26 protein-coding genes and 8 tRNA genes are annotated in these 25,584 nt (G+C 35.4%); 9 read left to right on the top strand and 25 right to left on the bottom strand.

All coding sequences use genetic code 11. The features are described 5' to 3' along the window. Positions 1–78 precede the first annotated feature (78 nt). Positions 79–888: an alpha/beta hydrolase gene (locus DWB61_RS07890; RefSeq protein WP_125030356.1), complete on the top strand. Its 810-nt coding sequence runs from the start codon at positions 79–81 to the stop codon at positions 886–888. 1 nt (position 889) lies between these two features. Here the strand turns inward: DWB61_RS07890 and DWB61_RS07885 are convergent, their stop codons facing one another. Continuing rightward, positions 890–1,675: a hypothetical protein gene (locus DWB61_RS07885; RefSeq protein ID WP_125030355.1), complete on the bottom strand. Its 786-nt coding sequence runs from the start codon at positions 1,673–1,675 to the stop codon at positions 890–892. Positions 1,676–1,846: 171 nt separating this feature from the next. After that, the gene (locus DWB61_RS07880; RefSeq protein WP_125030354.1) at positions 1,847–3,349 is read right to left on the bottom strand and encodes a M28 family metallopeptidase; all 1,503 of its coding nucleotides are present in this window, start codon (positions 3,347–3,349) and stop codon (positions 1,847–1,849) included. Positions 3,350–3,465: 116 nt separating this feature from the next. On the opposite strand from DWB61_RS07880, the gene DWB61_RS07875 reads away from it, so the two are divergent. After that, positions 3,466–3,777: an ASCH domain-containing protein gene (locus tag DWB61_RS07875; protein WP_125030353.1), complete on the top strand. Its 312-nt coding sequence runs from the start codon at positions 3,466–3,468 to the stop codon at positions 3,775–3,777. A 329-nt stretch (positions 3,778–4,106) separates the two neighbouring features. Then, on the top strand, positions 4,107–4,382 hold the full coding sequence (locus tag DWB61_RS07870; RefSeq protein WP_125030352.1) for a hypothetical protein: 276 nt from the start codon (positions 4,107–4,109) through the stop codon (positions 4,380–4,382). Between the two features lie 82 nt (positions 4,383–4,464). Here DWB61_RS07870 and DWB61_RS07865 read toward each other — a convergent pair whose 3' ends face one another. The 12 genes from DWB61_RS07865 to DWB61_RS07810 all read right to left on the bottom strand — a co-directional run bounded on the left by DWB61_RS07865 (position 4,465) and on the right by DWB61_RS07810 (position 8,456). Beyond that, positions 4,465–4,665 carry a DUF3185 family protein gene (locus DWB61_RS07865; protein ID WP_125030351.1) on the bottom strand — a complete coding sequence of 67 codons (201 nt, stop codon included), beginning with the start codon at positions 4,663–4,665 and terminating at the stop codon, positions 4,465–4,467. A 12-nt stretch (positions 4,666–4,677) separates the two neighbouring features. After that, positions 4,678–6,120: a bifunctional metallophosphatase/5'-nucleotidase gene (locus tag DWB61_RS07860; protein ID WP_125030350.1), complete on the bottom strand. Its 1,443-nt coding sequence runs from the start codon at positions 6,118–6,120 to the stop codon at positions 4,678–4,680. Beyond that, positions 6,117–6,320: a hypothetical protein gene (locus DWB61_RS07855; RefSeq protein ID WP_125030349.1), complete on the bottom strand. Its 204-nt coding sequence runs from the start codon at positions 6,318–6,320 to the stop codon at positions 6,117–6,119. The genes DWB61_RS07860 and DWB61_RS07855 overlap by 4 nt, the downstream gene beginning before the upstream one ends. A gap of 124 nt (positions 6,321–6,444) precedes the next feature. Beyond that, positions 6,445–7,485 carry a quinone-dependent dihydroorotate dehydrogenase gene (locus DWB61_RS07850; protein WP_125030348.1) on the bottom strand — a complete coding sequence of 347 codons (1,041 nt, stop codon included), beginning with the start codon at positions 7,483–7,485 and terminating at the stop codon, positions 6,445–6,447. 113 nt (positions 7,486–7,598) lie between these two features. Next, positions 7,599–7,671, bottom strand: a tRNA-Lys gene (locus DWB61_RS07845). Between the two features lie 39 nt (positions 7,672–7,710). Next, positions 7,711–7,783, bottom strand: a tRNA-Lys gene (locus DWB61_RS07840). Positions 7,784–7,822: 39 nt separating this feature from the next. Continuing rightward, positions 7,823–7,895: transfer RNA gene (locus tag DWB61_RS07835), tRNA-Lys, on the bottom strand. 39 nt (positions 7,896–7,934) lie between these two features. Beyond that, a tRNA-Lys gene (locus DWB61_RS07830) sits at positions 7,935–8,007 on the bottom strand. Positions 8,008–8,046: 39 nt separating this feature from the next. After that, positions 8,047–8,119, bottom strand: a tRNA-Lys gene (locus DWB61_RS07825). 39 nt (positions 8,120–8,158) lie between these two features. Then, positions 8,159–8,231 (bottom strand) — tRNA-Lys (locus tag DWB61_RS07820). 40 nt (positions 8,232–8,271) lie between these two features. Next, positions 8,272–8,344, bottom strand: a tRNA-Lys gene (locus DWB61_RS07815). Positions 8,345–8,383: 39 nt separating this feature from the next. Then, positions 8,384–8,456 (bottom strand) — tRNA-Lys (locus DWB61_RS07810). A gap of 541 nt (positions 8,457–8,997) precedes the next feature. Between DWB61_RS07810 and DWB61_RS07805 the strand changes: the two genes are divergently transcribed. Both DWB61_RS07805 and DWB61_RS07800 read left to right on the top strand, forming a co-directional pair. Continuing rightward, a complete protein-coding gene (locus DWB61_RS07805; protein WP_125030347.1) occupies positions 8,998–9,807 on the top strand; it encodes an SDR family oxidoreductase in 810 nt (269 codons plus the stop codon). 136 nt (positions 9,808–9,943) lie between these two features. Then, complete coding sequence (locus tag DWB61_RS07800) at positions 9,944–10,651, top strand: YebC/PmpR family DNA-binding transcriptional regulator (protein WP_125030346.1); 708 nt, start codon at positions 9,944–9,946, stop codon at positions 10,649–10,651. Positions 10,652–10,732: 81 nt separating this feature from the next. Here the strand turns inward: DWB61_RS07800 and DWB61_RS07795 are convergent, their stop codons facing one another. The 4 genes from DWB61_RS07795 to DWB61_RS07780 all read right to left on the bottom strand — a co-directional run bounded on the left by DWB61_RS07795 (position 10,733) and on the right by DWB61_RS07780 (position 16,618). After that, positions 10,733–11,743 carry a YitT family protein gene (locus tag DWB61_RS07795; RefSeq protein ID WP_125030345.1) on the bottom strand — a complete coding sequence of 337 codons (1,011 nt, stop codon included), beginning with the start codon at positions 11,741–11,743 and terminating at the stop codon, positions 10,733–10,735. 232 nt (positions 11,744–11,975) lie between these two features. After that, positions 11,976–14,375 (bottom strand): TonB-dependent receptor, encoded by a 2,400-nt coding sequence (locus DWB61_RS07790; protein ID WP_158614381.1) that lies wholly within the window; start codon positions 14,373–14,375, stop codon positions 11,976–11,978. Positions 14,376–14,610: 235 nt separating this feature from the next. Further along, entirely contained in the window at positions 14,611–15,558 is a 948-nt protein-coding gene (locus DWB61_RS07785; RefSeq protein WP_125030343.1) for a phosphoribosylaminoimidazolesuccinocarboxamide synthase, read from the bottom strand. 85 nt (positions 15,559–15,643) lie between these two features. Then, a complete protein-coding gene (locus DWB61_RS07780; protein ID WP_125030342.1) occupies positions 15,644–16,618 on the bottom strand; it encodes a PhoH family protein in 975 nt (324 codons plus the stop codon). Between the two features lie 168 nt (positions 16,619–16,786). Between DWB61_RS07780 and DWB61_RS07775 the strand changes: the two genes are divergently transcribed. Genes DWB61_RS07775 through DWB61_RS07760 form a run of 4 tightly spaced genes read left to right on the top strand, consistent with a single transcriptional unit; the run spans position 16,787 to position 20,078 of the window. Then, entirely contained in the window at positions 16,787–17,575 is a 789-nt protein-coding gene (locus DWB61_RS07775; RefSeq protein ID WP_125030341.1) for an SAM hydrolase/SAM-dependent halogenase family protein, read from the top strand. Further along, complete coding sequence (locus DWB61_RS07770) at positions 17,565–17,846, top strand: putative quinol monooxygenase (RefSeq protein ID WP_125030340.1); 282 nt, start codon at positions 17,565–17,567, stop codon at positions 17,844–17,846. The genes DWB61_RS07775 and DWB61_RS07770 overlap by 11 nt, the downstream gene beginning before the upstream one ends. Before the next feature lie 36 nt (positions 17,847–17,882). Next, complete coding sequence (mazG, locus tag DWB61_RS07765) at positions 17,883–18,659, top strand: nucleoside triphosphate pyrophosphohydrolase (protein ID WP_125030339.1); 777 nt, start codon at positions 17,883–17,885, stop codon at positions 18,657–18,659. Positions 18,660–18,719: 60 nt separating this feature from the next. Beyond that, positions 18,720–20,078 (top strand): peroxiredoxin family protein, encoded by a 1,359-nt coding sequence (locus DWB61_RS07760; protein ID WP_125030338.1) that lies wholly within the window; start codon positions 18,720–18,722, stop codon positions 20,076–20,078. Here DWB61_RS07760 and DWB61_RS07755 read toward each other — a convergent pair. The 7 genes from DWB61_RS07755 to DWB61_RS07725 all read right to left on the bottom strand — a co-directional run bounded on the left by DWB61_RS07755 (position 20,075) and on the right by DWB61_RS07725 (position 25,518). Then, a complete protein-coding gene (locus tag DWB61_RS07755; protein ID WP_125030337.1) occupies positions 20,075–20,584 on the bottom strand; it encodes a hypothetical protein in 510 nt (169 codons plus the stop codon). The two genes, DWB61_RS07760 and DWB61_RS07755, sit on opposite strands and share 4 nt — an antisense overlap. Positions 20,585–20,592: 8 nt before the next feature. Next, positions 20,593–20,787: a hypothetical protein gene (locus DWB61_RS07750; RefSeq protein ID WP_125030336.1), complete on the bottom strand. Its 195-nt coding sequence runs from the start codon at positions 20,785–20,787 to the stop codon at positions 20,593–20,595. Between the two features lie 97 nt (positions 20,788–20,884). Further along, positions 20,885–21,757 (bottom strand): RluA family pseudouridine synthase, encoded by an 873-nt coding sequence (locus tag DWB61_RS07745; protein ID WP_125030335.1) that lies wholly within the window; start codon positions 21,755–21,757, stop codon positions 20,885–20,887. Positions 21,758–21,859: 102 nt separating this feature from the next. After that, a complete protein-coding gene (locus DWB61_RS07740) occupies positions 21,860–22,102 on the bottom strand; it encodes a hypothetical protein (RefSeq protein ID WP_125030334.1) in 243 nt (80 codons plus the stop codon). Positions 22,103–22,218: 116 nt separating this feature from the next. Continuing rightward, on the bottom strand, positions 22,219–23,160 hold the full coding sequence (locus tag DWB61_RS07735; protein ID WP_125030333.1) for a pyridoxal-phosphate dependent enzyme: 942 nt from the start codon (positions 23,158–23,160) through the stop codon (positions 22,219–22,221). Between the two features lie 348 nt (positions 23,161–23,508). Further along, complete coding sequence (gene hemL, locus DWB61_RS07730) at positions 23,509–24,804, bottom strand: glutamate-1-semialdehyde 2,1-aminomutase (protein ID WP_125030332.1); 1,296 nt, start codon at positions 24,802–24,804, stop codon at positions 23,509–23,511. Positions 24,805–24,816: 12 nt separating this feature from the next. Next, positions 24,817–25,518, bottom strand: coding sequence for a uroporphyrinogen-III synthase (locus DWB61_RS07725; RefSeq protein WP_125030331.1), 702 nt, complete (start codon positions 25,516–25,518; stop codon positions 24,817–24,819). Between the last annotated feature and the right edge of the window lie 66 nt (positions 25,519–25,584).

Genomic DNA, 25,584 nt, shown 5'->3' with positions numbered 1-25,584 from the left:
TTAAATAAGCAGTCCAATAATTTATCCAATGAATGATAAGCATCATGAAAAATCATCGGATATATAAGATAGGATTTGATGTTAATCGATTCAACAGATCTATTAGAAATGACATTAGCCTTCGATATAACTAGAGCCATAGGAAAATATACCATATCCTCATTTGAGTCAATGGTGAGAGCTCAGGTACCGTACTTTGTTTACTTACCACCCAACTGGGATCCTAATCGAAGTTATAGATTGATTTTATTTTTACACGGTCAGGGAGGTGATGAAGAAACTTTTTCAAAGTATGTTAGGGCTGAGGACTTAAATCAATGGATTAAGTTGAAAAAAATCCCAGATGTTGTCATTGCTGGTGTTCGGGGGGATGAAAACAGAGATTTGATTCAATGGTTTACTCCCGAAAATGAAGCTTTGCTAATACCCGAACTGAATGGTGAGTTTATAGAGTTTTGTAGAGCTAATTTTAAAGCAGGTGGAGTGAAGGAAGGTGTTTCGATTGAAGGTCACTCCAGAGGAGGAGGAGGTGCTCTACACTATTTGTTTAAATATCCCAATAGTTTTAAATCGGTCATTTCTATGGGCTACGTAAGCGATTACAGCCTTGCCTTAAACAAAGAAATGGTAAGTGATAATCGTCAAACATTAATTGACTCTGGGGTTAAGCTTTATCTGGAAATTGGGACTGAAGATCGTTTTGTAAGAGATCAGAATAGAAAAGCGAGTTTTGCTATGCATGACTATCTGGATGAAATAAAACTACCCCATAGCTTTGAGTATCTGCATGGAGTAGAGCATGGCTTTGACAGCTTTTGGCATCACTATTCTGATGAAGGTATACAGAATGGCTTGCGACACCTAAAAAGGCATTGTGAAGGTTTATAATTTAAGAACCTAAAATAATATTACGAACAACGGCTTCCATATCGATGGTGTCATCTGCAAACTTATACCCAATTTGGAATATTAAACCTTTGTGCCAGGCATAATACATTTTTGAACCCGTTGACGTGTGCTCAATCAGGCTTTTGCTTGAATCATATGAATAGTATGCGTACATGGTTGACCAATTTTGTTGCCAATTTTTGAAGAATAAGGGATAGTCAGGAGTTAGATCTAATTTTCGATAGATTACAACTTCTTCGGGACCTTCTATGCCGTTCATATTAAATTCTTCAATCCATAAATCGATTGGATCCTCTTCAGAACTGGTGTCTATAAATGGATTATCAGCCAACTGGGTTGCTGATATAATAAAGAAATCTTGATTGTCAGCCTTGTATCCAGCTCCATTTTCAAAATAAGAAATCTGAATTTCAAAAATGAGCTTATTCGTTTTATTCCAAAATGTTACAATGTTAGCCATCTCAGTGCCAGAAGTAAAAGGGAAACTACCTACGTTTGGCAAGTGAATGGCATCCTTCATTTCTTTAGGAATACTTGTAAAGGCTTCATTAATAGAGGTTGGTTCATAGTAACTGACACCCTCTGATTTAGGCTCTTCCAGAATTTTAAAATCGTAGTTATAGGTTCTTGAATCACCAGATACTTTTTTTAAATCTTCAACTAAAGCTTCGTTTTCATCTACATAGCCAGAATGCTTAGATTCTTTTTGACATGAGAATAACAATAAACTCAGGGCAATAATCGATAAGGGTAGAATAGCTCTCATAAACAGGATGTTGTTGATTATATTATACAAAAATAGTGCTTCTTATCTGAAAAATCAGAATTAAATTGAACAAATAATAAGATTTAATAAATTATTGCTTGATTATTTTCTTGATAAAAGAGTTAATATTGTACACGAAACGAATCATATTGAAGACTTGTGCAATTATACTTAGTCTTGATTGGCAAGTTCCCAAGCTGTTAGAAATACGAGTTGTGCAACCCGTTTAATATTATTATAATTCAATTTATCGGCCGTGTCTTCTGTAGTATGATAATCATTGTGTAATCCATTGAAATACATGATGGAGGGGATACCCTTTTCTACAAAAGAAGCTTGATCGGAAGCACCATAGAGTGGGTTATGAGGCTGATCGTATTTATAATTCAGAATCAAATTTGACTGCAGTCTATTTAAGCTGTCACTCAGAGGTTTAAGTTGTGGATTTAGATCTGAAGTGCCAAGTAAGTAGATATAGTCTGGATTTTGATGCTTATCATCTAGACGTCCCAACATATCCATATTTAAGTTCGTTTTGATAGACTGTAATAGAACAGGTGAATTGTTTACAAAGTATTGGGATCCAAGCAAGCCTTTCTCTTCCCCCGTAAAAGCAACAAAAATAAGGCTCTTTTTAGGGGAAAATCCTTTTAATTCAGCTTGTTTAAAAGCCTCAGCAATTTCAATAAGTGCCGAAGTTCCAGAGGCATTATCGTTTGCTCCTGTATAGACCAGGCCGTTGTTTGTTCCTAAATGATCATAATGAGCAGAGATAAGAATGTATTCGTCTGGTTTCTTAGAACCTTCTATCATTGCTATAACATTCTCTGTCTTGACTATGTCATCTTCTTTAACCAATTTAAAAGTTAAGTGGTTTTGGATTATTTCAATTTTATCTTGATTGTTGACAATTCTTTTGAGTTGTTTTAGTTTTAACCCACTTAGGGCTTTAGCTAAGCGTGCTGATATGGGGATGATCTGTTTTGATATCAGAGTTTTAAAAAAATCGGATTCTTTAGTTGAATGGATAGAATCAGCCAGATTTGTTGGCTCTTTAAAGCGAAATCGATTATTTCTAATGAGCTTTTTTGCTTTAATAAATCGAGTAAAGAGTTTATCATTTATAGGATCGTTAAATAAGATCAACTTTGGTTTTGAATGTTTCCAAATTTGATGAGCTTCATAAAAGGCTTTATGGAAATTTGATGTTAGGAAAAAGACTGCCTTATTTGTGAAATCGATATCAGAATAGTCTTCGATAGATGAGTTCCCAATGAAAATAACATCTAAATTTAAGAATGTGGAATCTTGTATAGGATCTGCCACAAAATCCTTATAGTTGTGAAAGGTTTTCGTATTTATCCGAATACTACCCGAAGGTAATCTAAGTTTTGAAAGATTAAAATCTTGAAAGTAGGAGAGACTATCTTGACTTTTATCTATTGCTTTCAGTCCAAACTGTTTAAATTGCGAATAGATATAGACTGCTGCATTTTTTTGTCCTTGGGTTCCAGTTTCACGTCCTTGCATTATTGAGGAGCAAAGAGCTTTGACATTTTTTTCAAGATCTTTCTCCGAAATACGATGTGCGAAGTCAATATTAGAATAGTTTTGTGAAAAACTAAGCAATGGAAAGCTTAAGGCTATTAATAAACAGAGAATTGATTTTTTCATAAAAAAATTGAATCTAGAAACTCATAGAATTATTTAATTAAAAGTAATGATTTTATATTAAGATAAATACCTTTTAGGTATTGAATGAAATTGAAAGCGAATAATATTTTAATAAAATGGTAAGAATACATTTTCACGAAAGTTTTTACCAAGACATTCGTCTTGGTAAAAAAATACAAACGGCTCGTATTGATGAGCCACATTATCCTCTAGGTGAAGCTATGGCTGACTTTTCGGATGGTTCGACTTTGCCAATTGAAGTCACTGGACTATCATTCAAAACAATAAATAATATGAGTGTGAATGAAATCCGGAAAGATGGTTTTCAATCAAAAGAAGAGCTTTGGAATGCACTAATTGGTTTTTATCCTCATCTGAAGGAAGAAGACCCTTTAATGCTGGTCGAATTTAGATGCATTCTGAATTAAAATATAGAATATTTTCAGGCTGGCTACGTTATAGATATCAAATGCTTGTTTTTTAGGATGATATAAAATTAGTGAATTTTGCTTAATCACAACTATTTGCTTGTTAGTCTAAATAAATTTGCGTTTCATCATCGATTATTAATAAAAAAGGTTTATAATTGTCATAGAGAAGTTTGAGATAAAACATTTCTGTTTGAAATTAAAACAATGTTTAAAGAGAGGAAGGAGAGTCAAATATGATTCTCAAAGAGGGAACTAACTTAAACTTTAGTTCTTGTTGATTCGGTTTAAACAGTAATCTATTTTTTCACCTTTAATTCTATTTAGTTATGAAAAACGTATCCGCATACTCGCATATTGTAGAAAAAGAAATTCAGCAGCATAAAATTGAAGCGCGTAAAATTCTAGATAAGTTTGAACAAAAATTCAATAAAGGAAGTTTAGTTGTTGCTCATCACTTCAATCAAGTAAGCTCTGATTTAATTAGATTGGTAAAGCATGAATTGGAAGCTGCTGGTTTTAAACCAGAGTTTATTGGGAATAGACCTAATGGACATATTGTGTTAAGAGTTAGCTTAATTCAATCTGCAATGATGTGTAATTAGAAATTATATAGATAGAAAACGACATATAAAAAAGGGGATAAACTGTATGGTTTATCCCCTTTTTTATGTCTGAATATTTGGTTTAACGTTTATGTAACATTAGATATAAACCAATCATTGCAGATATAGCACCACCAATGATACTCCCCATAGCATTATTGTCCTTTTGTCCAAGAGCACGGGTGAATTGTGACTCTAAGCTGTTGAGCTCAGTAAAGCCGTATGCAATGAGGATGATTCCTAAAACAACGAGAATTGCTGCTATAATCTTCTTGAAATTCATAATAGAGTTTTTTTAATTTGTGCCAAAAATACGTTTAACTCCTGAATAATTAATCACTTTTTTGTATTCGAGAAACTTAATGAGGCATTCTGAACTACTGATAAAAGAATTTTGTCCTTCATCATTGTGATCAAAAATATAGGCACTGGCAATATAAGAGCTGACACCAACCTTATAGGTTTTTGTTTCATCTATTAGATTTCCATCGTAGTTTTCAAGCTGAATATTTCCTTCTTCGATATATTGATAATGCATTCCGGCTACCTTTAAATCACCTTTTCCTGAGTTATTGATAAGAGAACGTATTTCGTCGCAAGTCATCTCGAAAATAATGATTTCATTATTGAAGGGATCGAGTTCATAAACATGCTTGATTTTTATATCTCCCAAAGGTAACCATGAACGAATTCCTCCTGAATTTTGAAAAGAAATATCCGTGTTTAAATTCCAATTTATCGCATCAGTCATGAGTGAACCAAGCTCATCTTTATTTCTGAATTCAGCCAAATTTTGAGCAATCACACGCTCTAAAACGGGGTTGTTATTGTATTGGTTAGTCAATAAGGCAATTTCTTCATCAGTTTCATTTAAATTGTTGACCTCTATTAGTTTGGCCGATTTTGAAACTACAAGTCCATCTTCAATTTTAATATCAACTCGGCCAATATATCTCCCCTTCGAACCCGCTTGGCAAATCAGAGCATTGTTTCGTTTATAAGGGGTTTGAATAATTTTATGAGAGTGACCTCCCATGATTATATCGATTATAGAATTTTCATCAGCCAATTTCTGATCTGAACCTTCTCCCAAATGAGAAAGGACCAGAAAGAGGTTATTCGACTTTTTAAGATTCGTATAGTCTTTAATTTCATATCTGTAATAAGGAAAGTCAATACCATCAAGCTTGTCAGGGTGAGTAGAGGGAATGTAGCGATCACCAATTTGGGTTCCTGTTTCAATTAAGCCCAATATAATAATCTGGAATCCCAATTGAGTCTCAAGTGTGATATAGGGTTCTGGTTGATTTAAAATAGCATTTTCAGCCTCTATATTAGCACAGATAAAGGGGAAGTTTGCCTGGTTGATTCTTTTGTTTAAAACATCTTGTCCATAATCAAATTCATGATTCCCAATAGCAGAAGCATCAAACTTTAATTTGTTCATCAGATCAATCATGGGATAACCAGGCTTATTATGTTGATCGACTACTGGATTACCACTAAATAAATCACCAGCCGAAAGCAAAAATACATTTTCATTGGTTTCTCTCAGTTTATTGATATAAGCCGCTATTTTAGGGAAATTATTGATGTCTGCATGAATATCGTTCATGTGAAGAATCACAATATCTTCATTCTTATTCTCAACGACAATAGTATTGGATGAATCCTGACTACATGCTCCAATAAACAGTAGGAGTGAGAGGAAGAATAAGGATTTAATTGTTTTTATCATTTCGCTTTGAGTTTAATAAAAAGTTGAATGCCATCCCAAAGTCGCCCGTCAGCATCCATAGGGTTGCCGCGTTCATCTTCGAGCCAAATTTCCTTTTCTATCAGAAGTTTATAAGTCTCTTTTGAGTAGGACATCAAAGCGTCGCATAAGCGAGCCCCTTTAAAGGTACTTACTTTGTTGTGATTAATGAAAATCTCCATGAAAAGGGGTATTTGTTAAATGTTAGGTATACAAAGTTAGCCTCTTTTTGATAAAAGAGAATATAATCAATAAATTATCACAAGTCGATTTTAAGTGTTAATTCAAAGAGAGTATCAAGTAAGTTTAGAGTTTACGGAGTAATTCTTTATTAATGGCCTTAACCAAGGCTGGGCCTTCGTATATAAAACCGGTGTATAGTTGAATAAGTGAAGCTCCCGCTTTCAGTTTTTCAAGGGCATCTTCCTTGCTCATAATACCTCCTACACCAATAATAGGAATGCTACCATTCGATTTTTTATGAATGTATCGAATGACTTCAGTTGCACGTTCACGAAGAGGTTGCCCGCTCAGACCTCCAGCACCTACTTTTTGGATTTGATCTTCGGGATAAGACAGGCCATCTCTTGAAATGGTTGTATTGGTTGAAACAATACCATCAATTTTAGTTTCTTTTACGATATCTATGATATCATCAAGTTGAGATTGATTCAGATCTGGAGCAATTTTTAGAAGAATAGGTTTAGCCTTTACCATAGAACGATTAAGATCCATTAAGTCAGTTAGCAATTTGGTTAGGGGGTCTTTATCCTGAAGTTCTCTTAAGTTTGGTGTATTGGGAGAGCTTACATTCACAACGAAATAATCGACAAGAGGGTAAAGAGCCTTAAAGCATTTAATATAGTCGCTTGTAGCCTCTTCGTTTGGAGTTAGCTTATTCTTACCAATATTTCCACCAATAATAACCTGCGTTTTCTTTTTGCGTAGACGGCTTACAACCTCTTCAACACCTTCGTTATTAAATCCCATTCGATTGACAAGAGCCTTATCATTTACAAAGCGAAAAAGGCGAGGTAGAGGATTTCCTGCTTGTGCTTTTGGTGTGACGGTTCCAATTTCTATAAAACCAAAGCCCATGCTCCCTAAAAAATCGAAAGCTTCGGCATTTTTATCCAAGCCTGCAGCCAGGCCAACGGGATTTGGGAATTTTAAACCAAAGAGTTCTCTTTCAAGCTTGGGATGTTTCACATTGAATTGAGCTGAAACGATGGAACGCATCAAAGCTGATTTTTGAAAAAGTTTAAAACACTTAAAGGTAAACTTGTGAATCGTTTCCGGATCGAATTGAAGCAGGATGGGGCGTATAGCTAATTTGTATAAACTCATCTTTTGTAATTTTTATACAAAGATAGTAGGATTATTACAATAAAAGATGAGTAGGTCTGATTTGTGCGCAGTAGATATAAAAAAGAGATTGTTTTATAAACAATCTCTTCGAGTGATCCCTCTGGGGTTCGAACCCAGGACCCCATCATTAAAAGTGATGTGCTCTACCAGCTGAGCTAAGGAATCGTGCTGATTTTATTTGAAAGACTTTTGCTTATCTTGTTGTGATCCCTCTGGGGTTCGAACCCAGGACCCCATCATTAAAAGTGATGTGCTCTACCAGCTGAGCTAAGGAATCGTGCTGATTTTATTTGAAAGACTTTTGCTTGTCTTATTGTGATCCCTCTGGGGTTCGAACCCAGGACCCCATCATTAAAAGTGATGTGCTCTACCAGCTGAGCTAAGGAATCGTGCTGATTTTATTTGAAAGACTTTTGCTTGTCTTATTGTGATCCCTCTGGGGTTCGAACCCAGGACCCCATCATTAAAAGTGATGTGCTCTACCAGCTGAGCTAAGGAATCGTGCTGATTTTATTTAAAAGACTTTTGCTTGTCTTATTGTGATCCCTCTGGGGTTCGAACCCAGGACCCCATCATTAAAAGTGATGTGCTCTACCAGCTGAGCTAAGGAATCGTGCTGATTTTATTTAAAAGACTTTTGCTTGTCTTATTGTGATCCCTCTGGGGTTCGAACCCAGGACCCCATCATTAAAAGTGATGTGCTCTACCAGCTGAGCTAAGGAATCGTGCTGATTTTATTTGTAAGACTTTTTGCTTGTCTTATTGTGATCCCTCTGGGGTTCGAACCCAGGACCCCATCATTAAAAGTGATGTGCTCTACCAGCTGAGCTAAGGAATCGTGCTGATTTTATTTGCAAGACTTTTGCTTGTCTTGTTGTGATCCCTCTGGGGTTCGAACCCAGGACCCCATCATTAAAAGTGATGTGCTCTACCAGCTGAGCTAAGGAATCAGTAAGAAGCTTTGTTTTCAAAAGCGTTGCAAATATAGATCCTTTAAATTAAATACGCAAACCGTAAAAGCTTGTAATACCTTGTTTTTTTAATGTTGGAGCGCTGCAAGTACCCTTATAGCACTGGTTCGTAAAATGATATCAGAAACTGAAAAAAGATAAAAAAAAGCACATTCTTTTGTATGACTGATATTGCCCTTATGATAAGGTTTAAAAAGGAGCATAAAATCTGATTTTGATTCCTGCAAGTTAAAACCTTTTTATCTTTATCTAAAGCTTTGTTAGAGAATAAGCTGCCAATATTCGATTGAGAAAAATGGACTAGTAAATGGCCAATTTTGTTGTTTTTTGCATCAAATGAGCCGAAATTTTAATTTTTCAAGCTTCAACTTATAATTTAGTCTAGATTGTACAATAAAGCTGAAAAAAAATTAAATTTGTGTTTCTGAAAAGTAGACAATCGAAATATTCCATTAGATATCGGTAAAATTAAAAAGTCTTCTTAATTACACTACACAAATAAAAAAGGAATAAAACGCATATGATCGATAAAATAGTTCTTGTTACTGGAGCATCATCTGGGATAGGGAAGGCTTTGGCTTTTGAATTTGCATCTCGCGGATCAAAATTAGTTTTAGCTGCTCGAAACCTTGAAAAATTAAAAGAGGTTGAAACAGCATTAATCGAACAAGGCGCCGAAGTTCTTTCGGTAAAAACTGATGTTAGCATTGAAAGTGATTGTCAGAATCTCGTTTCAGAAGCTATTGCTAAATATGGGCGTATAGATGTTTTAATAAACAATGCTGGAATCTCAATGCGTGCCTTATTTAAAGATTGTGATCTATCCGTTCTTAAAAATTTGATGGATGTGAATTTTTGGGGTACCGTGTATTGTACCAAATATGCCATGCCATACATTACTCAATCAAAAGGATCTGTTGTAGGTGTTATCTCTATAGCGGGCTATGTCGGCTTACCTGGCCGAACGGGTTATTCGGCTTCTAAATATGCGATTCGTGGTTTCCTGGATACACTTAGAGTCGAAAACTTAAAAACGGGAGTGCACGTTTTGGTCGCTGCTCCAGGCTTTACAGCTTCTAATGTTAGGAATGTAGCTTTAACAGCAGATGGTAGCTCTCAAGGCGAAACACCGCGCGATGAAGCTAAGATGATGACCGCTGAGGTTTGTGCAGCTCATATTGCTAAAGCTGTTGTAAAACGTAAGCGCGAGTTGATTTTAACTTTTGTAGAAGGTAAATTTACGGTTTGGTTGAAAAAATGGTTTCCAGGCTTATTGGAAAAATTGACCTATAATCATATGGCTAAAGAACCTAATTCAGGATTGGAATAGGCAATAAATAATGCAGATATTGCGATTAATAAGTATTAAACCTACCGTAAATCGTAAGATCTGCGATTTAATCAGCGAAAAATTTTATAGAATAAAAGGCAAGTGTTACATTTGCCGAAAATTATAATCATAAATCATGGGAAGAGCATTTGAATTTAGAAAGGCACGCAAGTTTAAGCGTTGGGATAAAATGGCTAAAGCCTTTACCCGAATAGGAAAAGAAATTGTAATGGCTATTAAAGAAGGTGGCCCTGATCCTGTAACTAATTCTCGTCTTCGTGCAGTAATCCAAAATGCAAAGGCTGTTAATATGCCTAAGGATAATGTCGAACGAGCGATTAAAAAAGCGACTTCTAAAGATCAAAAAGACTATAAGGAGATTATATATGAAGGATATGCACCCCACGGTATTGCTGTATTGGTAGAGACTGCTACTGATAATCACCTGCGTACCGTTGCAAATGTTCGTTCTTACTTTACTAAGACTAAAGGTAGTTTAGGTACTACCGGTAGTGTCGAGTTCATGTTCGAACATAAGTGTCATTTCAAAATTGAGAACACAGGTCAGGATCTTGAAGAACTAGAACTTGAAGTTATTGATTTGGGTGTTGAAGATGTATTTGCTGAAGAAGATGGTATCATGTTATATGCCTCATTTGAAGACTTTGGTCGAGTACAAGCTTATTTGGAAGATAATGATATTACACCAATTAGTTCAGGTTTTGAACGTATTCCAATGGATACAAAAGAGCTTAGTGAAGAGCAAGTTGCTGATGTTGAAAAGCTAATTGACAAGTTAGAAGAGGATGACGATGTACAGCATGTTTTCCATAACATGATGTAAGTCCTAAATCATCATTTAACAACAAAGACCTTCATAATTTATGAAGGTATTTGTTGTTTCTAGAAGGAAACTAAATCGAATTTATTCCATTGTATCAGAAAGAGACTTAAAGCCTTTTCCTAAGATTTCATTGGTTTCCATTACTGTGATGAATGCATTGGGATCGATATATTCAATATAATCTTTAAGAATAGATAATTCTCGACGATTGACAACGATAAAGATCATTGTTTTATCCTGCCCATTATACATCCCTTGTCCCTTAAGATAGGTTCCACTTCGTTTCATATCTATTACAACTTTATCACGGATTTCCTCTGTTTTATCTGAGATAATGAATAAAGCTTTCTCAAAAGTTGAACCCTGAATGGTGATATCAATTACTCGACCCGAAATATAAAGAACGATAAGTGAGTAGAGAGGGATTTGCCAATCCATATCAACATACAGGCTACAAAGTATTATAAGTAAGTCGATATAAATGATCATTTGCCCTAATGGTAATTTGGTAGATTTAGATACCATCATACCAATAATATCGCTTCCTCCCGTTGTCGCTTTTGCTTTTAATATCAGGCCAAAACCAAAACCAATAAAAATACCTCCAAAAACGCAGGATAGGAGCACATCATCAACTAAGGGAACCAATCCCCACCATTTTGTCGCCAGATCTATAAAAAGAGAGCTAAGGAAAAAGCCAAAAAAGGTTTTTAAGCCAAAGCGTGGGCCTAAGATCTTTATACCCGCTAAAACCAAGATAATATTAATAACAAGGCCTGTGAGACCAACTGGAATACCTCCTTGGTATTGATGAAACATATCGTTTTGATAGTCCATAAAATAATAGGCGATATTCGAAAAGAAGCCGGAGTATTCTGATGCTTCCAGAACGCCAAAGGGACCATGAGGAAATAAACCAATAGAAAGCTTGTGGACGATAATACCAATACCATAAGCCCCTCCAGGGACTATAAAGTGAGGTGTAATAAAGAAAATATAACCTAGGGCTAGTACAAAGGCTCCTGCCACAAGTAGGGCGTAATTATAGAACCATTTGCCTGAGAATAATTTTTCGTTTTGAATAAATGCCATGAAAGTAGTTGGTTTATAGGTTGTAAGCTGAGCACTCTCGTCAGTTTTGTATGTGCTTACTACAAAGCAAATAAGAATTTTTCAAATAAAATATTTTGAGACATAAAATTTCTGGTTTATATAAGAATTGATAGATTTTGACGTGATAAAAAGTGTTAGGCAAAAAAAATCTGTGAAACGAAGCTGATTAAGCTTTATCATTCACAGATTCTCATTTATATTTTTAGAAATTTTACATTTGACCTATATCGGCCCCTTTTGCTCTTCTAATGCTTTTATAATTATTAATCTTATAGCTTAAGCTTATTTTGAAAGTTGGTGCTTTTTGTTTGAATTTATTAATTAGACTAAAGTCGTTGTTGTAATATGTTTTCTTCAAATTTGCAGTATTTAATATATCGCGAACAATAAAGCTTGCAGATAGTTTTCGTTTGAAGAAACTGTGCTTAAGTGTGCTTGTCGCTAGGAATGAATCACCGTTTTCGCCTTGCGCCCATTTCGATTTTGAGTTATATTCTAGATCAAGTTGTAGTTGGGTTATTTTACTCAAATGAAAATTGCTTATACTGCGTAGAGTGTAGTTGGTGCTAGAAGTTGAAAAATCATGTTTTTCGATATTATTCAAATTAGAACTATCCCAATATTCACCATCAATTTTATAATGAGAAACATCTACAAGCAGTAAGTTTTTCCACCATTTAGAAATCGCTAAGCTAGCAAATGACTCAAGACCGACGGTATGGTCTTCACCTACATTCTCATAGCTTGTAATAACAATACTCGAATTATCATCGGATATTGTCTTAATTCGCTCTGTTTTGCCTTTTTTAGATCTATAATAGGAGTCAAAAGACAGAGAATGTTTTCCTAGTTTGGTGCTGAAATTTAATTCAAATGAATGAATTAATTCCGGTTTTAGATTAGGATTTCCTTTGGTGCGATTATGACTATCATTCCATATTTCAAAGCCTTCTAAAAGTGAACTTGATGGGCGTTTAATTCGTCGTGAATAACTTGCCGATAGTTCACTCACTTTACCAACATCCATTTGTGTATGAATGCTTGGGAATAGATCCCAACGGTTGACCTTGTATTTATTGCCTGCATATATATTCTCTCTATTGATATGCTCAGCTCTTAAGCCAATTTGATATGATAGTTTATTTACTTTGCCAAAGTATGTACTATAAAGGCTATGCATTGTTTTATTATAATCGGAATTCTGAGAGAAATCTGGATCAATAATATTTTTTACCTTAAAATCCCGATCGGTATTGAATTCAAATGAAAGAAATTTATACCCTGCTTCAAATTTGCTTTTGCCAGCTAAGGGGAGGGTGTAGTCTGATGAAATTACAACACCTTTTGCCTCTTCTTCGATAAATGAATGATAAGTATTGCTTTGGCCTGTGATTTCGCTATTGTTTAATACTATTTTTTTCCAATTTCTGCCAGAATAATCGATAAAGGTATTGAGGTGATGTCCTTTTTTATTGAATTTTCGTAGATAATTGAATGTTGTAACGTAATGATCCGTTCTAGTATCTATTTGTTCCAAACTTTCTTCAAAAAAATGACTACTTCCTGTTTGAAAAGTATCGTAGGTTAAGTCATCTTTTTTGTCTAGATCTGAACGTCCAATTTCAGCAGTAATAAAAAATGAATTTAAGGAGTCAATTTCGAAATCATAAGCAGTAGAAAATTTATAAATATTTCTCTTATAATCTAATTCTCCTGATGAGTTAATAAATGTATAGGGTTCGGTAAATAATGTTTGATAATTATTTCTTTCACCTGAATATGCTTTTTGAGTATAATTGGCTCCTAAGTTGAAATTACTCTTCTGTTTTTTTAGATTAAACATTGCACTTCCAGCCCTATTATCATGACTGCCTGGAGTGATATTTATAAAACCGCTTGATCCTTTTAGAGTAAACTTTTTACTGATAATATTAATAATACCGGCTTCGCCTTCAGCATCGAATTTTGCAGATGGATTGGTAATAATCTCAATATTCTCAATTTGATTGGTTGGTATCTGACTTAAAACTTCTTGAGCACTTCGGATTGTGGGACGTCCATCAATAAGAACTTTGAAGTTAGTACTTCCTCTTAAACTAACATTACCATTTACATCCACGCTTACTGAAGGAGCTGTTCCTAAAACATCAATTGCTGTACCACCAGCTGCTGAAAGTTGACTCCCAACTGGTATTACCTTTTTGTCGATTTGATAATCTATAGCATGATTATCTGAGTTTACAACAACTTCATGAAGAGCCTTGGTTGAGTAATTTAACTTGATGATATCAAGATTCATCATTTTTTGATAGCTCCTAATGGCAATATCAGGAATAATTTTTTTCTCATAACCAATGAAGGATACTTCGATATAATAATTACCTGGTTTTAATTTATTGATTTCGAAAAAACCATTCTCGTTAGTGATGGTTCCATCAATCAGTTTCGATTTATCCTTGCTGAAAACAGAAACTGTAGCATACTCAATGGCTTCATTCGATTTTATATCTTTAATCGTACCATTTATAACTCCGAATTTATTTGTTGAGTTATTTGCAAATGTAGTTGTACCTAATAGCAGGATAATCAGTAGGGGAATAAGGCGTTTCATAGATTGTTCTTGTTGACTAATGTACATATTGTTTATGTAAATAGTCGTATTAGTTAGTTAAACGGTTTTGGGTTTGGTCAGTACAAATATAAGCTTGTTTTTGTTTAAACCAATTTTGGATGAGCTTTTTTTTTACATAAGAAATGATTCTATATTGACTATAATATGCTAATAAGAAATAAGGCTATCCCCTTTGGTAGAGAATAGCCTTAAATAATAACTTAATATTGAAATATTACATGCTTTTTAAACAATCTGCAATTCCATTTTCGATTCTTGAGTTAATGCAAGAAGTATCCGCTTTCACAAATTTCTCACCAATGATTTGCTCATAAAGTTCGATATATCGCTCAGAAATTTGCTTGATACGATCCGAGTTCATTTCAGGGATTTGCTGTCCTTCTTTACCTTGAAAACCATTTTCCATCAACCACTCGCGAACAAATTCCTTCGATAATTGTTTTTGAGGTTCGTTTCTGTCGATTCTTTCTTGATAGCCTTCAGCGTAGAAATAACGAGATGAATCCGGAGTATGAATCTCATCAATTAAATAGATCTGGCCATCTTTTTTACCAAACTCATATTTTGTATCAACCAGAATTAAGTTTTTCTCAGCAGCAATATCAGTGCCTCTTTCGAAAAGAGCTAAAGTATAAGCTTCTAATTTTTCGTAGTCTTCTTTACTAACAATTCCTTGAGCAAGAATTTCTTCTCTTGAGATATCTTCGTCATGTCCTTCAAGAGCTTTGGTCGTAGGGGTAATGATTGGCTTTTCGAATTTTTGATTTTCAACCATTCCATCAGGCATTGGCATACCACAAAGAGTACGTTTCCCTGATTTATATTCTCTCCAGGCATGTCCGGTTAAATAACCACGAATCACCATCTCAACCATGAATGGCTCTGCAAGGTGACCAACGGTTACCATTGGATCCGGAGTCGCAATTTTCCAGTTAGGTACGATGTCGGCGGTTGCATCCAAAAATTTGGCAGCAATCTGATTTAAAACTTGTCCTTTGAAAGGGATGCCTGCAGGTAGAACTACATCGAATGCTGAAATTCTATCAGAAACGACCATGGCTAGGTATTCATCGTTGATATTATATACGTCACGAACTTTTCCTACGTATAAGTTCTTTTGATTAGGAAAGGTGAAATCTGTTTTTACAATTGCTTCGTTCATCTTTACAGAAAGATTTATTATTTATAAAATGGTAATTCTTTAATTTAAGAGGAGTATTTATACTCCGTCTGCAAATTTAAAAGATTTATTCCTCTTTTTTCCACTTTTTCGCTTCGTTTTCTTCATCTATTTCGTAGGCACTCACAATTTTTTTCACAAGATGATGGCGAATAATATCAGAACTATCGAATTCAACCATGGCAATACCTTTAATATCCTTAAGAATACGGAAAGCTTGTACCAAACCAGATTGTTGTTTTCTCGGAAGATCTATTTGAGTGATATCGCCTGTAATCATAAACTTGCCGCTAGTACCCATTCGAGTCAGGAACATTTTAAGCTGCTTGCTTGTGGTATTTTGAGCTTCGTCCAAAATCACAAATGCTTCGTTAAGTGTTCGTCCACGCATGTAGGCCAGGGGAGCAATTTGAATCACTTCAGCGTCTAAATATCCTGCTAGCTTTCTTGGAGGAATCATATCCAATAGAGCATCATAAAGAGGTTGCAAGTAGGGGTCAATTTTTTCTTTTAAATCACCAGGCAGAAAGCCGAGGTTTTCTCCAGCTTCAACAGCTGGCCGACTCAGAATGATACGTTTTACCTCGTTGTTTCGGAGCGCCCTTACTGCCAGAGCAACAGCCGTATAAGTTTTCCCTGAACCAGCTGGGCCTATAGCAAAAACCATGTCATTTTTTTCCGATTCCTCAACGAGCTTTCTTTGGTTTGGTGTTCTGGAACGAATGAGTTTTCCATTATTTCCAAAAAGTATCAGGTTTTTAGGATCTTCAGGATTCTCTATCTCTTTAGTATTCTCCAGTACAATTCTTTTCAGATTAGCAGCGGTTAGCAAATTGTATTGGTTGTAGTGTTGAAGTATAAGATTAATTTTAGTTTCAAATAGATCTAAAGTTTTTTCTTCACCTTTTACAATAAGTTCGTTACCTCTACCAACAATCTGGAGTTTTGGGAATAGTTCCTTAAGAATATCAAGTTTAGAGTTGTTTATTCCATAAAAATCGAGTGGGTCAATTGAGCCTATAGATATATGTCTTTCTATCATAAATATTGTTCGAGATTTATTACTTTTGAGCTTACAAATTAGTGATTTTTTTCGATTGAATTAGGGTCTATCAATTTGCATTTTCATAATTTCTTTAAATTTTGAAGGATAGACAGCCTCTGTTTAATCTTAGAATGAAAATCAAACACTAATTAAAATATTTAGTTCATGGGAGTTATTACAATATGCAGCGACTGGAATGGTCGTGATTATTATTTGGGAGCATTAAAGGGACGTTTGTTGTCGCTATGTGAAGGTGCCCAAATAGTAGATATGAGTCACAATATCGAATCATATAATATATCGCAAGCTGCTTTTATTGTAAAGAACGCTTATCATTATTATCCTGAAGGTAGTATTCATATCATCACTGTAAATTCTGAAACCACTTCTGATCAGCCTTATATTGTTGTATACAATAAGGGGCATTATTTTATAGGGACTGACAATGGTATGTTTAATTTGATTTTTAGGGACCAGCCAGATGAAATTATACATCTGAAAGCGAATAATAAGGAGAATCATTTATTGAATTTTCCAGAATTGTCTGTTTTTGCACTTGCAGCTGCTCATCTATATAATAATGGGAAATTATCTAACTTGGGCAAAAAGGCAAAGTCATTATATAATATGGTACCTATTCGAGCCCTCATTCAGAGGGACACCATAACAGGTAAGGTCATTTATATTGACTCGTATAGCAATGCTATTGTGAATATTTCGAAGGATCTTTTCTATTCAACACTGGAAGGGAGAGATTTTGAGATATTGGTTCAGAGTAACCAACATTTGATTACAAAAATAAGTCAGCACTACAAGGATGTGCCAGAGGGAGATATTCTGGCTATTTTCAATTCGGCAGGAATGCTTGAGATAGCAATGAATAAAGGTGAGTTGTCTAAATTATTGGAAATAGACACAAATTCGGATATAAGAGTTAAATTTCATGATCGTTAGATTTGTAAAGTTAGAAATTCAAGATCAGCATATTGCTGATTTTAAAAGATTGACAGCTGGAGAAAAAGAGGAGATTGTAGCCTTTGACGGTTGCTCTTTTCTTGAAATTCTTCAAGATGTTAATAATAAAAACCTATTTTTCTCACACAGCCATTGGCAGTCAGAAAATGCTTTGAATAAATATAGAAATTCAGCTTTTTTTAGAGGAAATTGGGAACAGGTAAAACCATGGTTTGCCGCAAAACCTGAGGCATGGAGTCTTGAGCGATAATTATTAGAGTAAATACTCTTATTAAATTTTGAAAGAATGAATGAGAATTTGAAAGCTTTTGAAGAGCTACTAAATATTATGGACGAATTACGTTTGAAATGTCCATGGGATAAAAAACAAACGCTTGAAAGCCTGCGTACATTAACCATTGAGGAAACTTACGAGTTGGCTGATGCCATATTAAAGAATGATAAAGAGGAGATAAAGAAGGAACTAGGCGATTTGCTGCTTCACATTGTTTTTTATGCAAAAATTGGTTCAGAAACCAATGATTTCGATATTGCTGATATTTGTAAAGGCATTAGTGAGAAATTAATTTACCGTCATCCTCATATTTTCTCTGATGTAAAGGTGGCTGATGCTCGAGAGGTAGAGGAAAACTGGGAGCAACTAAAACTTAAGGAGAAGGATGGGAAAGGCACTGTTCTGGAAGGGGTACCACAATCTTTACCAGCTATGGTGAAAGCTAATCGTATTCAGGATAAGGTAAGAGGTGTTGGTTTCGATTGGGAGGAGAAGGAACAAGTATGGGATAAGGTGAAGGAAGAAATTTCGGAGCTTGAAGTTGAAATTAAAGCAGGTAATCAGGATAAAATAGAACAAGAATTTGGAGACTTATTCTTTTCATTGATTAATACGGCACGCTTATATGGGGTAAACCCAGAGAATGCACTGGAAAGAACGAATCAGAAATTTACAAAACGTTTCAATTATTTGGAGAGTCAAACTATGGGCTTAGGGCGCAGTTTAAAGGAAATGAGTTTGGAAGAAATGGATGTGATTTGGGAGAAAGCAAAACAGTTTGATTGCTAAATTAATCAATCTTCTTAGTTTACATCGTAACCAGATTATATATATTACCGCAGTCATTTTATGAAATATCTGTTAATTATTTTTCTATTTGTAAGTTTTTCGAGTCTTTCTCAAGAGCAAATGAGCTTGTCAGTTAAAGCAAACAATCATATCTCAGAGCAATTTTATTTGCTTAAGGGAGATGATCTGGGGATTGTAACTATTGATAGTTCGCGCGTGAAGGCTTTTGGCGTTTTACTTTTTAATTGGGAAGGTGAACCTGGAGTATATCGTTTATCTGATAAAGATGGACATCTAGTCGATTTCAGAATGGAGATGCCTCATTTGTCTTTTGAGATAAGAGGTCATTTCCCAGAGACTGAGCTTGTCTTCGAATCTGGAAACATGAACAATCAATTGCAATATTATATTTCAGAATTTGGATATTACAATCAGGAAGCAAGACGTATAGGTGATGAATATCAGAAAGCAATAGATAGTTCCCTTGAAACCAAGGATATTTTAAGGATTCATAAAGAAATACAAAAGGAATATAAAGATCTTGTGAAGGATTTGTGGTCTAAAAGAACTGAGGATTGGTCCTTGAAATTAGCATTAAGTTATGCTGATATACTACCCGACTTGAATCAGAAAAGTATGAGTCGTTTTTTCGTTGATCAGTATTTTCAATATTTTGATTTTACAGATACGCTCATGGTAGGCTCGCCTTGTTTTTATAATAAACTGGAACGTTTTTTCGATACTAAGGAGATTCAAATTCTTCTTAAACGCAATGAATCGAAAGAAATTGATCTAATGATCCAACAAATCTTCTGGCTAGCTGAAGTGAATAAATATGCTCAGGAGTGTTTAGTCAATTTTTTAATGCAGACTTATCCTGAAATTAGTTTTCCAAACGTATATGCCGCAGTTGTTAAAACATACAAGTTGGCCAATTCATGCGAGTATGTTTTGGCAAATAAGAGCATGAGAACTCGAATGGAAAATGAAAAGACTTTTTCTATTGGTTCAAAAGCACCTGATTTTATTCTTCAAAACTGTATGAGTATCAACATTGAATCACTCTCAAAGGTGAATAGTGACATCACCTTATTGGTTGCCTGGTCAGCTCATTGTGAGGGTTCTGTTGAATTACTCGATAGAATTCAGAATTTATATCAAACTTATCATCGTAAAGGGCTCGAAGTTGTCGCTATTTCTATAGATAATAATATCAGGTCTTGGGAGAATTTTGTTGAAGATCGTGATTATACTTGGGTTAATGCTTGCGATAAGGCTGGATTGAAAGGAGAGTTTGCTGTAGCCTACAATATGACTTCAACTCCAGTCATGTTTTTGATATCAACAGATTTAAAACTCATATCTAAGCCAATAACATTCTTTCAGCTTAAGGCTGAATTGGATAAATATTTATATTAGGTATTCAGTTTCTTAAGAATTTTTCTGCCTCTCGACTTAAAGCCAGCTGATCCATCACTAATAAATTCTTCAATAACCAGTGCTAATTCGTTTTTGATATCAGGTTCTTGTTGTGAGAAATTAAATAGAATTTGCATGGCATAAACCCGAACAGCAACAGGAGTGGAGTTGGAGATTAGTAGATCAAAACAAGAATTAATAAAATCACCCGATATGGTTTTGGGAAGTGGTTCTGCAGAAATTAATTTTAGGAATTGTCTCTGCTTGCTTTGGCACTTGAGATTTGGAATAAGTTGAATCACTTGTGGAATGTAGGGGCGAACGAGTTCTGGTGCTTCATCGTAAACCTTATCCATCAACCAAGTTGCTCGCCACGATTTTTCATGTGCACTTGTAGCAAATCTCCAAAGTTTAGGCATCAGAGTAGGCTCATTGGCTATTTCTTTAGCAATGAGAACAGCGGCTTCTTTGCCAGGGAATGTGGATAGGATTGCTTCAAAGTCCATATGCCGTTTTATTTTTTTGCAAGCTTATTAATGATCTCTTCGTATTCTTTAAAACGATGTTCTCGAATGGGTCTAATTTTGGGTTCTGTAATAAAGTGCAGTATCAAACAAGGACTTATTGATTTGTATTTATCGACATACTCATAGCCTTTCAATTCATCGTTTTTTATTCGTTGTTTTATTTTGTTGTGGTATGGATACATTTTGAGCTTTTATTTTAAATATACCAAATTTAAGATAGGGGAGCTTTAATAAAACCTCAAAAGCTAAAACAGAACGGATGAATGATGTCGTTTGTATTTAATCAAATATTTTTTTAAACCTTTGAGGCAGTTCATCCTTTAGATGGATTTCTTCATTTGTAAATGGATGTCTGAATTTTAAAGAATAGGCATGCAAATATAAGCCTTTACCGTTTAATATTAAATTCTCGATTCCATATTCTTTATCTCCTAATATTGGATTCCCAATACTCGACAGATGTATACGTAATTGATGCCTTCTACCTGTTTCCGGTTCTAATTGCACCAAGTTGAGTTTGCCAAATCTTTCTGATGGAACAGATTCACAGACTCTATAGTTTGAATGAGATTTTTTGCCATCAATTTCTGAAGTGATTTTTCCTTCCATGTCCATTTCACCAATGCTTATGGCATAGTAGCTTTTGTCAACCTCTTTGTTTTCAAATAGTTTATTAAGAGCCCGAATGCTACTGCTCGTTTTCCCTACCAATAAAATTCCTGTGGTTGCATAATCTAAACGATGAACAGGTTGTGGGATAATTGCATCAGGAAGTTCACTTCGTTTGATGTTTTGAACCAAGGCATTGGCAATGGTTTTAAAACGATTGCCGCTCACCAAAATACCCGCAGGTTTATGAATTACGGCTAAGTAATCGTCTTCAAATAATACTTCAAGTGGGAAAATCAGTTTTTTCTTAGGCTTAATCGCTTCCGTAATGAAAATATCAATGGTTTCTCCTCCTTTTATAAAGGTAGCCGTAGTGGCAACATGACCATCAACTCTAATATATTTTTTCTTTAAGGCTTTTTTTAAGGCCGATTTGGTTATGGCGGCATTAAAAATTCCGACACCATATTCCTGCAGACGAATAGGGGTGTTTTGTTTTGGGACAATATGGCTTTCGATAGGCTTGTTGCTGTTTTTATTCATATACTGATGGTCTTGCTAAGTTTTGTGGGCTCCCGATAGCTAACAGGATAAATTGTTTTCAGTGATTTTAACTGGTGATGTGAAATTTATCTTCAAACCAAGTTAAAGGATTATTGATGATATATTCTTTGATTTTTGAAAAGATTCATCATTTCGAATAATATGATCACGGAATCGGGCTTGCCATATGAAATCAACATGAATTTTATGAGATTTTAATGATACACAAGCTTTATACCATCGTATTATTTTTGATAAACCATCCGATAACATTGGATTTTTTAATCCTGTTGCGCCATCACATTCCATTGAAGTATGCTCAACCGTAGAGACGCGATTAATCATGTATCTAGCAATGTCATTGATCGTAATGTTATTTTTCCATAATCCTGTGAAAAACAGGTTTGTTTTAATATATATCGTTTAAAAATGCATTTGTTGATAGTGTTATACAATTGATATTAAAAAGGCAAATTCCCTAAATCTACATTGCCTCCAGAAAGGATAATACCAATCTTCTTACCTTGAAATTTTTCCTTCTCTTTTAATATGGCAGCCAGTGCTACAGCACTTGAAGGTTCAACGATTAATTTCATGCGTTCCCATATCAGTCGCATGGCTGTAACGATTTCGTCTTCTTCCACACGGATGATTTTTTCGACCAATTCCTGAATAAGGGGAAAGGTTTTGTCTCCCAACGACGTGAGTAGTCCATCAGCCATGGTTTGAGGATTCGTTTGAGGAATCAATTCGCCTTTCTCTAAAGATTGCCAGACATCATCAGCACCGAAAGGTTCACCAGCGATGACTTTGGTTTTAGGTGAAAAGTGGTAAGCAGCAAGGGCAGTACCTGAAAGTAAGCCACCGCCACCAACAGGAGCAATGATATAATCCAAATCATCATGTTCTTCAATTAACTCCATTGTAGCCGTTCCTTGTCCTTGAATCACCTGGTAGTCGTTGTAGGGATGCAGGAATGTGGCACCTGTCTCTGAGACAACTTTATTGAGACTTGTTTCCCGGGCCTCAAGATTTGCTTCGCATTCTATGATTTCACCACCATAGCCTTTTACAGCTTTTTTCTTGACCTCAGGTGCGTTTTCGGGCATCACGATATAGGCTTTTATGCCTTGTAGTTTTGCTGATAAGGCCAGAGCCTGGGCAAAATTTCCCGACGAATGTGTTGCGACACCACGTTTCTTTTGCTCATCGCTCAATTGTAGAACAGCATTTAAAGCACCTCGCATTTTAAAAGCACCCATCTTCTGAAAATTCTCACACTTAAAATAAAGCTGAGCACCTGCAATTTCGTTAATTAAGCTTGAGCTTAGAACAGGTGTGTTATGAATATATGGTTTTATTCTTTGGTGGGTTTCTTTAAGGTCTTTTAGTGTGATAGGCATGATTGGGGTTTGTCTTAGGTGTTTGTCTTATGAGGAAGGTAAATTTACAAAAATTGTAGAAGAGTTGACTTGATATCCCAAGAAAAGTAGTGCGTAAGAAAACATATACCCTGGTTCGATTTTTTTAAGACTTCCCTTACGAAATTTAGTCTCTCCGTTGTGCAACGGACGACCTTCACACCCCAACAGAACACCTTCCATGTGCAACGGAAGAGGTCAAGTTTGCAACTGAGTACTTCCCTTATCTAATTGATGTGATGAATTTTTGAAATAAGAGTGGTGCTCTAAAAAAAACAATCCCAAGTTCATTATTTGAACTTGGGATGATATATGAAGTCTTAAAAAGGTTTAAGCTTTCATGGCTTCCAAGGATTCCTTAGCAGCCTGAATGGTTTTATCAAGCATCTCGTATGTTAATGAGTTAGATAAGAAATAACTCTCGAAAGATGATGGTGGCAAGTAAATACCTCTCTTCAACATTTCATGGAAGAATTTAGGAAATAGCTCGTTATTAGCTGTTGCAGCCGTATCGAAGTCAACCACATCAACATTCGTAAAGAAGATTGAAATCATCGATCCACAACGGTTGATTTTATAGTCGAAGCCAGAAGCAGCCAGAACTTGATCTAAACCTTTGTGTAGGTATTCACACTTATCAGCTAGTTCAGTGAAAAGCTCAGGTTTTTCGTTTAATTCAGTCAATAGGGTGTAACCTGCAATCATGGCAATAGGATTACCCGAAAGCGTTCCAGCTTGATATACTGGTCCTACTGGAGAAACAATTTTCATGATTTCATCAGGACCCGCATAAGCACCAACAGGCATTCCACCACCGATAACCTTACCAAAGGTTACCAAGTCAGCTTTAATGCCGAAATACTCTTGTGCACCACCTTTACCCAAACGGAAACCAGACATCACCTCATCAAAAATCAAAAGAATACCTTCTTCGTCGCAGATTTGACGTAATTCTTCAAGGAATCCTTTTTTAGGTAAGACACAGCCCATATTACCAGCAATGGCTTCGATAATAATAGCAGCAATTTCACCCTTATTATCAGCAATAACTTGTCTGACGTTTGCAATATCGTTGTACTTGGCTGTTAGCGTATCGTTAGCTGTTCCCGGGGTAACACCTGGTGAATCTGGTTCTCCAAATGTGCTGGCTCCGCTACCTGCTTTAATTAAGAAAGCATCAGAATGACCATGGTAACAACCTTCGAATTTGATAAACTTGTTCTTACCTGTATAGCCGCGAGCTACACGAATAGCCGACATACAAGCTTCAGTACCCGAGTTTACCATTCTTACCTTATCGATATTAGGAACCATGTCCACAATAAGCTTGGCAATCTCAATTTCCAGTTGTGTGGGTGCACCAAACGAGGTTGAATACTCAACTTTATCTTTAATGGCTTTAATTACACTTGGGTGAGCATGACCTAAAATCATAGGTCCCCATGACGAGATATAGTCAATGTATTCATTATCATCTTCATCAGTAAGGATACTTCCTTTAGCTTTTTTGATAAAAACAGGTGTGCCACCTACCGATTTAAATGCTCTTACAGGAGAATTTACACCTCCTGGAATATACTTCTGAGCCTGATCGAAGAGCTCTGAACTTCTTTTGTATTGGTGCATATTGTTTGTGTTTTATGAGTTTAGATATTGATGACAGGATTGGATTAATGAAAAAACGTTGGTTTGTTCGGCTAGCATCACAAAATCGGAGTAGTCGACCAAAGCCACAGCTGTGGTGTTACCAATGGCAAAACAAGGCTGATTGTTTTTAGGCTGATAATTTTTGAAAAAGCTATGAACGGCACTCGGACTACAAAAACAAATGGCATCGTAGGCCTCCAAATCAATTTCTGGCTGAATTAAGAGGGTGTCATAAACTTTAATTTCCTTATAGGGACTTTCGTGCTCTTCGAAAAAGTGAATCAGTGTTTTTTGTCGAAGGTTACCCGTGAAATATAAGAAGCTTTCGCTAGAATAATCCTTAAGCAATTCTGAGAGTTCTTCTGAATTATGGCGTTTAGGTACAAGAGCTGATAGACCTATTTCAGATAGTTGATCAGCTGTTTGTTCACCCACGGCAAAACATCTCTCCATTTTATCGAGTTGAATTTGCTCCAGATTAGCTTGCAAGCTTCTAACGGCATTTTGACTGGTGAAAATCCAATTGGGATACTGTCCTGAATTGATTATTTCTAAATCCTCAGTATTAAGTGAGCATAAATCGATACGTATAAAGGCATGATGGTCAATATGACAATTCATTTTAAGACCAAACTCAATTTGATCAGCATTTAACGTACGTGTGAATAAGATGCGTTTGTTATTTTTAGTCATGAGCGATAAATGAAACTTAATATCGAAGTAAACAAATTTAATAAATCATCGCATTATTTCACTATC

The sequence above is a fragment of the Ancylomarina euxina genome (assembly GCF_003863355.1).
In the GTDB taxonomy this organism is placed as follows: domain Bacteria; phylum Bacteroidota; class Bacteroidia; order Bacteroidales; family Marinifilaceae; genus Ancylomarina; species Ancylomarina euxinus.
This window is presented reverse-complemented; position numbering and strand designations above follow the sequence as displayed.

Bases quoted from the DNA above. Each gene is read 5' to 3' on its own strand.
- DWB61_RS07890 (WP_125030356.1), top strand. From the start codon at position 79: ATGTTAATCGATTCAACAGATCTATTAGAAATGACATTAGCCTTCGAT.
- DWB61_RS07885 (WP_125030355.1), bottom strand. From the start codon at position 1,675: ATGAGAGCTATTCTACCCTTATCGATTATTGCCCTGAGTTTATTGTTA.
- DWB61_RS07880 (WP_125030354.1), bottom strand. From the start codon at position 3,349: ATGAAAAAATCAATTCTCTGTTTATTAATAGCCTTAAGCTTTCCATTG.
- DWB61_RS07875 (WP_125030353.1), top strand. From the start codon at position 3,466: ATGGTAAGAATACATTTTCACGAAAGTTTTTACCAAGACATTCGTCTT.
- DWB61_RS07870 (WP_125030352.1), top strand. From the start codon at position 4,107: ATGAAAAACGTATCCGCATACTCGCATATTGTAGAAAAAGAAATTCAG.
- DWB61_RS07865 (WP_125030351.1), bottom strand. From the start codon at position 4,665: ATGAATTTCAAGAAGATTATAGCAGCAATTCTCGTTGTTTTAGGAATC.
- DWB61_RS07860 (WP_125030350.1), bottom strand. From the start codon at position 6,120: ATGATAAAAACAATTAAATCCTTATTCTTCCTCTCACTCCTACTGTTT.
- DWB61_RS07855 (WP_125030349.1), bottom strand. From the start codon at position 6,320: ATGGAGATTTTCATTAATCACAACAAAGTAAGTACCTTTAAAGGGGCT.
- DWB61_RS07850 (WP_125030348.1), bottom strand. From the start codon at position 7,485: ATGAGTTTATACAAATTAGCTATACGCCCCATCCTGCTTCAATTCGAT.
- DWB61_RS07805 (WP_125030347.1), top strand. From the start codon at position 8,998: ATGATCGATAAAATAGTTCTTGTTACTGGAGCATCATCTGGGATAGGG.
- DWB61_RS07800 (WP_125030346.1), top strand. From the start codon at position 9,944: ATGGGAAGAGCATTTGAATTTAGAAAGGCACGCAAGTTTAAGCGTTGG.
- DWB61_RS07795 (WP_125030345.1), bottom strand. From the start codon at position 11,743: ATGGCATTTATTCAAAACGAAAAATTATTCTCAGGCAAATGGTTCTAT.
- DWB61_RS07790 (WP_158614381.1), bottom strand. From the start codon at position 14,375: ATGAAACGCCTTATTCCCCTACTGATTATCCTGCTATTAGGTACAACT.
- DWB61_RS07785 (WP_125030343.1), bottom strand. From the start codon at position 15,558: ATGAACGAAGCAATTGTAAAAACAGATTTCACCTTTCCTAATCAAAAG.
- DWB61_RS07780 (WP_125030342.1), bottom strand. From the start codon at position 16,618: ATGATAGAAAGACATATATCTATAGGCTCAATTGACCCACTCGATTTT.
- DWB61_RS07775 (WP_125030341.1), top strand. From the start codon at position 16,787: ATGGGAGTTATTACAATATGCAGCGACTGGAATGGTCGTGATTATTAT.
- DWB61_RS07770 (WP_125030340.1), top strand. From the start codon at position 17,565: ATGATCGTTAGATTTGTAAAGTTAGAAATTCAAGATCAGCATATTGCT.
- mazG (WP_125030339.1), top strand. From the start codon at position 17,883: ATGAATGAGAATTTGAAAGCTTTTGAAGAGCTACTAAATATTATGGAC.
- DWB61_RS07760 (WP_125030338.1), top strand. From the start codon at position 18,720: ATGAAATATCTGTTAATTATTTTTCTATTTGTAAGTTTTTCGAGTCTT.
- DWB61_RS07755 (WP_125030337.1), bottom strand. From the start codon at position 20,584: ATGGACTTTGAAGCAATCCTATCCACATTCCCTGGCAAAGAAGCCGCT.
- DWB61_RS07750 (WP_125030336.1), bottom strand. From the start codon at position 20,787: ATGTATCCATACCACAACAAAATAAAACAACGAATAAAAAACGATGAA.
- DWB61_RS07745 (WP_125030335.1), bottom strand. From the start codon at position 21,757: ATGAATAAAAACAGCAACAAGCCTATCGAAAGCCATATTGTCCCAAAA.
- DWB61_RS07740 (WP_125030334.1), bottom strand. From the start codon at position 22,102: ATGATTAATCGCGTCTCTACGGTTGAGCATACTTCAATGGAATGTGAT.
- DWB61_RS07735 (WP_125030333.1), bottom strand. From the start codon at position 23,160: ATGCCTATCACACTAAAAGACCTTAAAGAAACCCACCAAAGAATAAAA.
- hemL (WP_125030332.1), bottom strand. From the start codon at position 24,804: ATGCACCAATACAAAAGAAGTTCAGAGCTCTTCGATCAGGCTCAGAAG.
- DWB61_RS07725 (WP_125030331.1), bottom strand. From the start codon at position 25,518: ATGACTAAAAATAACAAACGCATCTTATTCACACGTACGTTAAATGCT.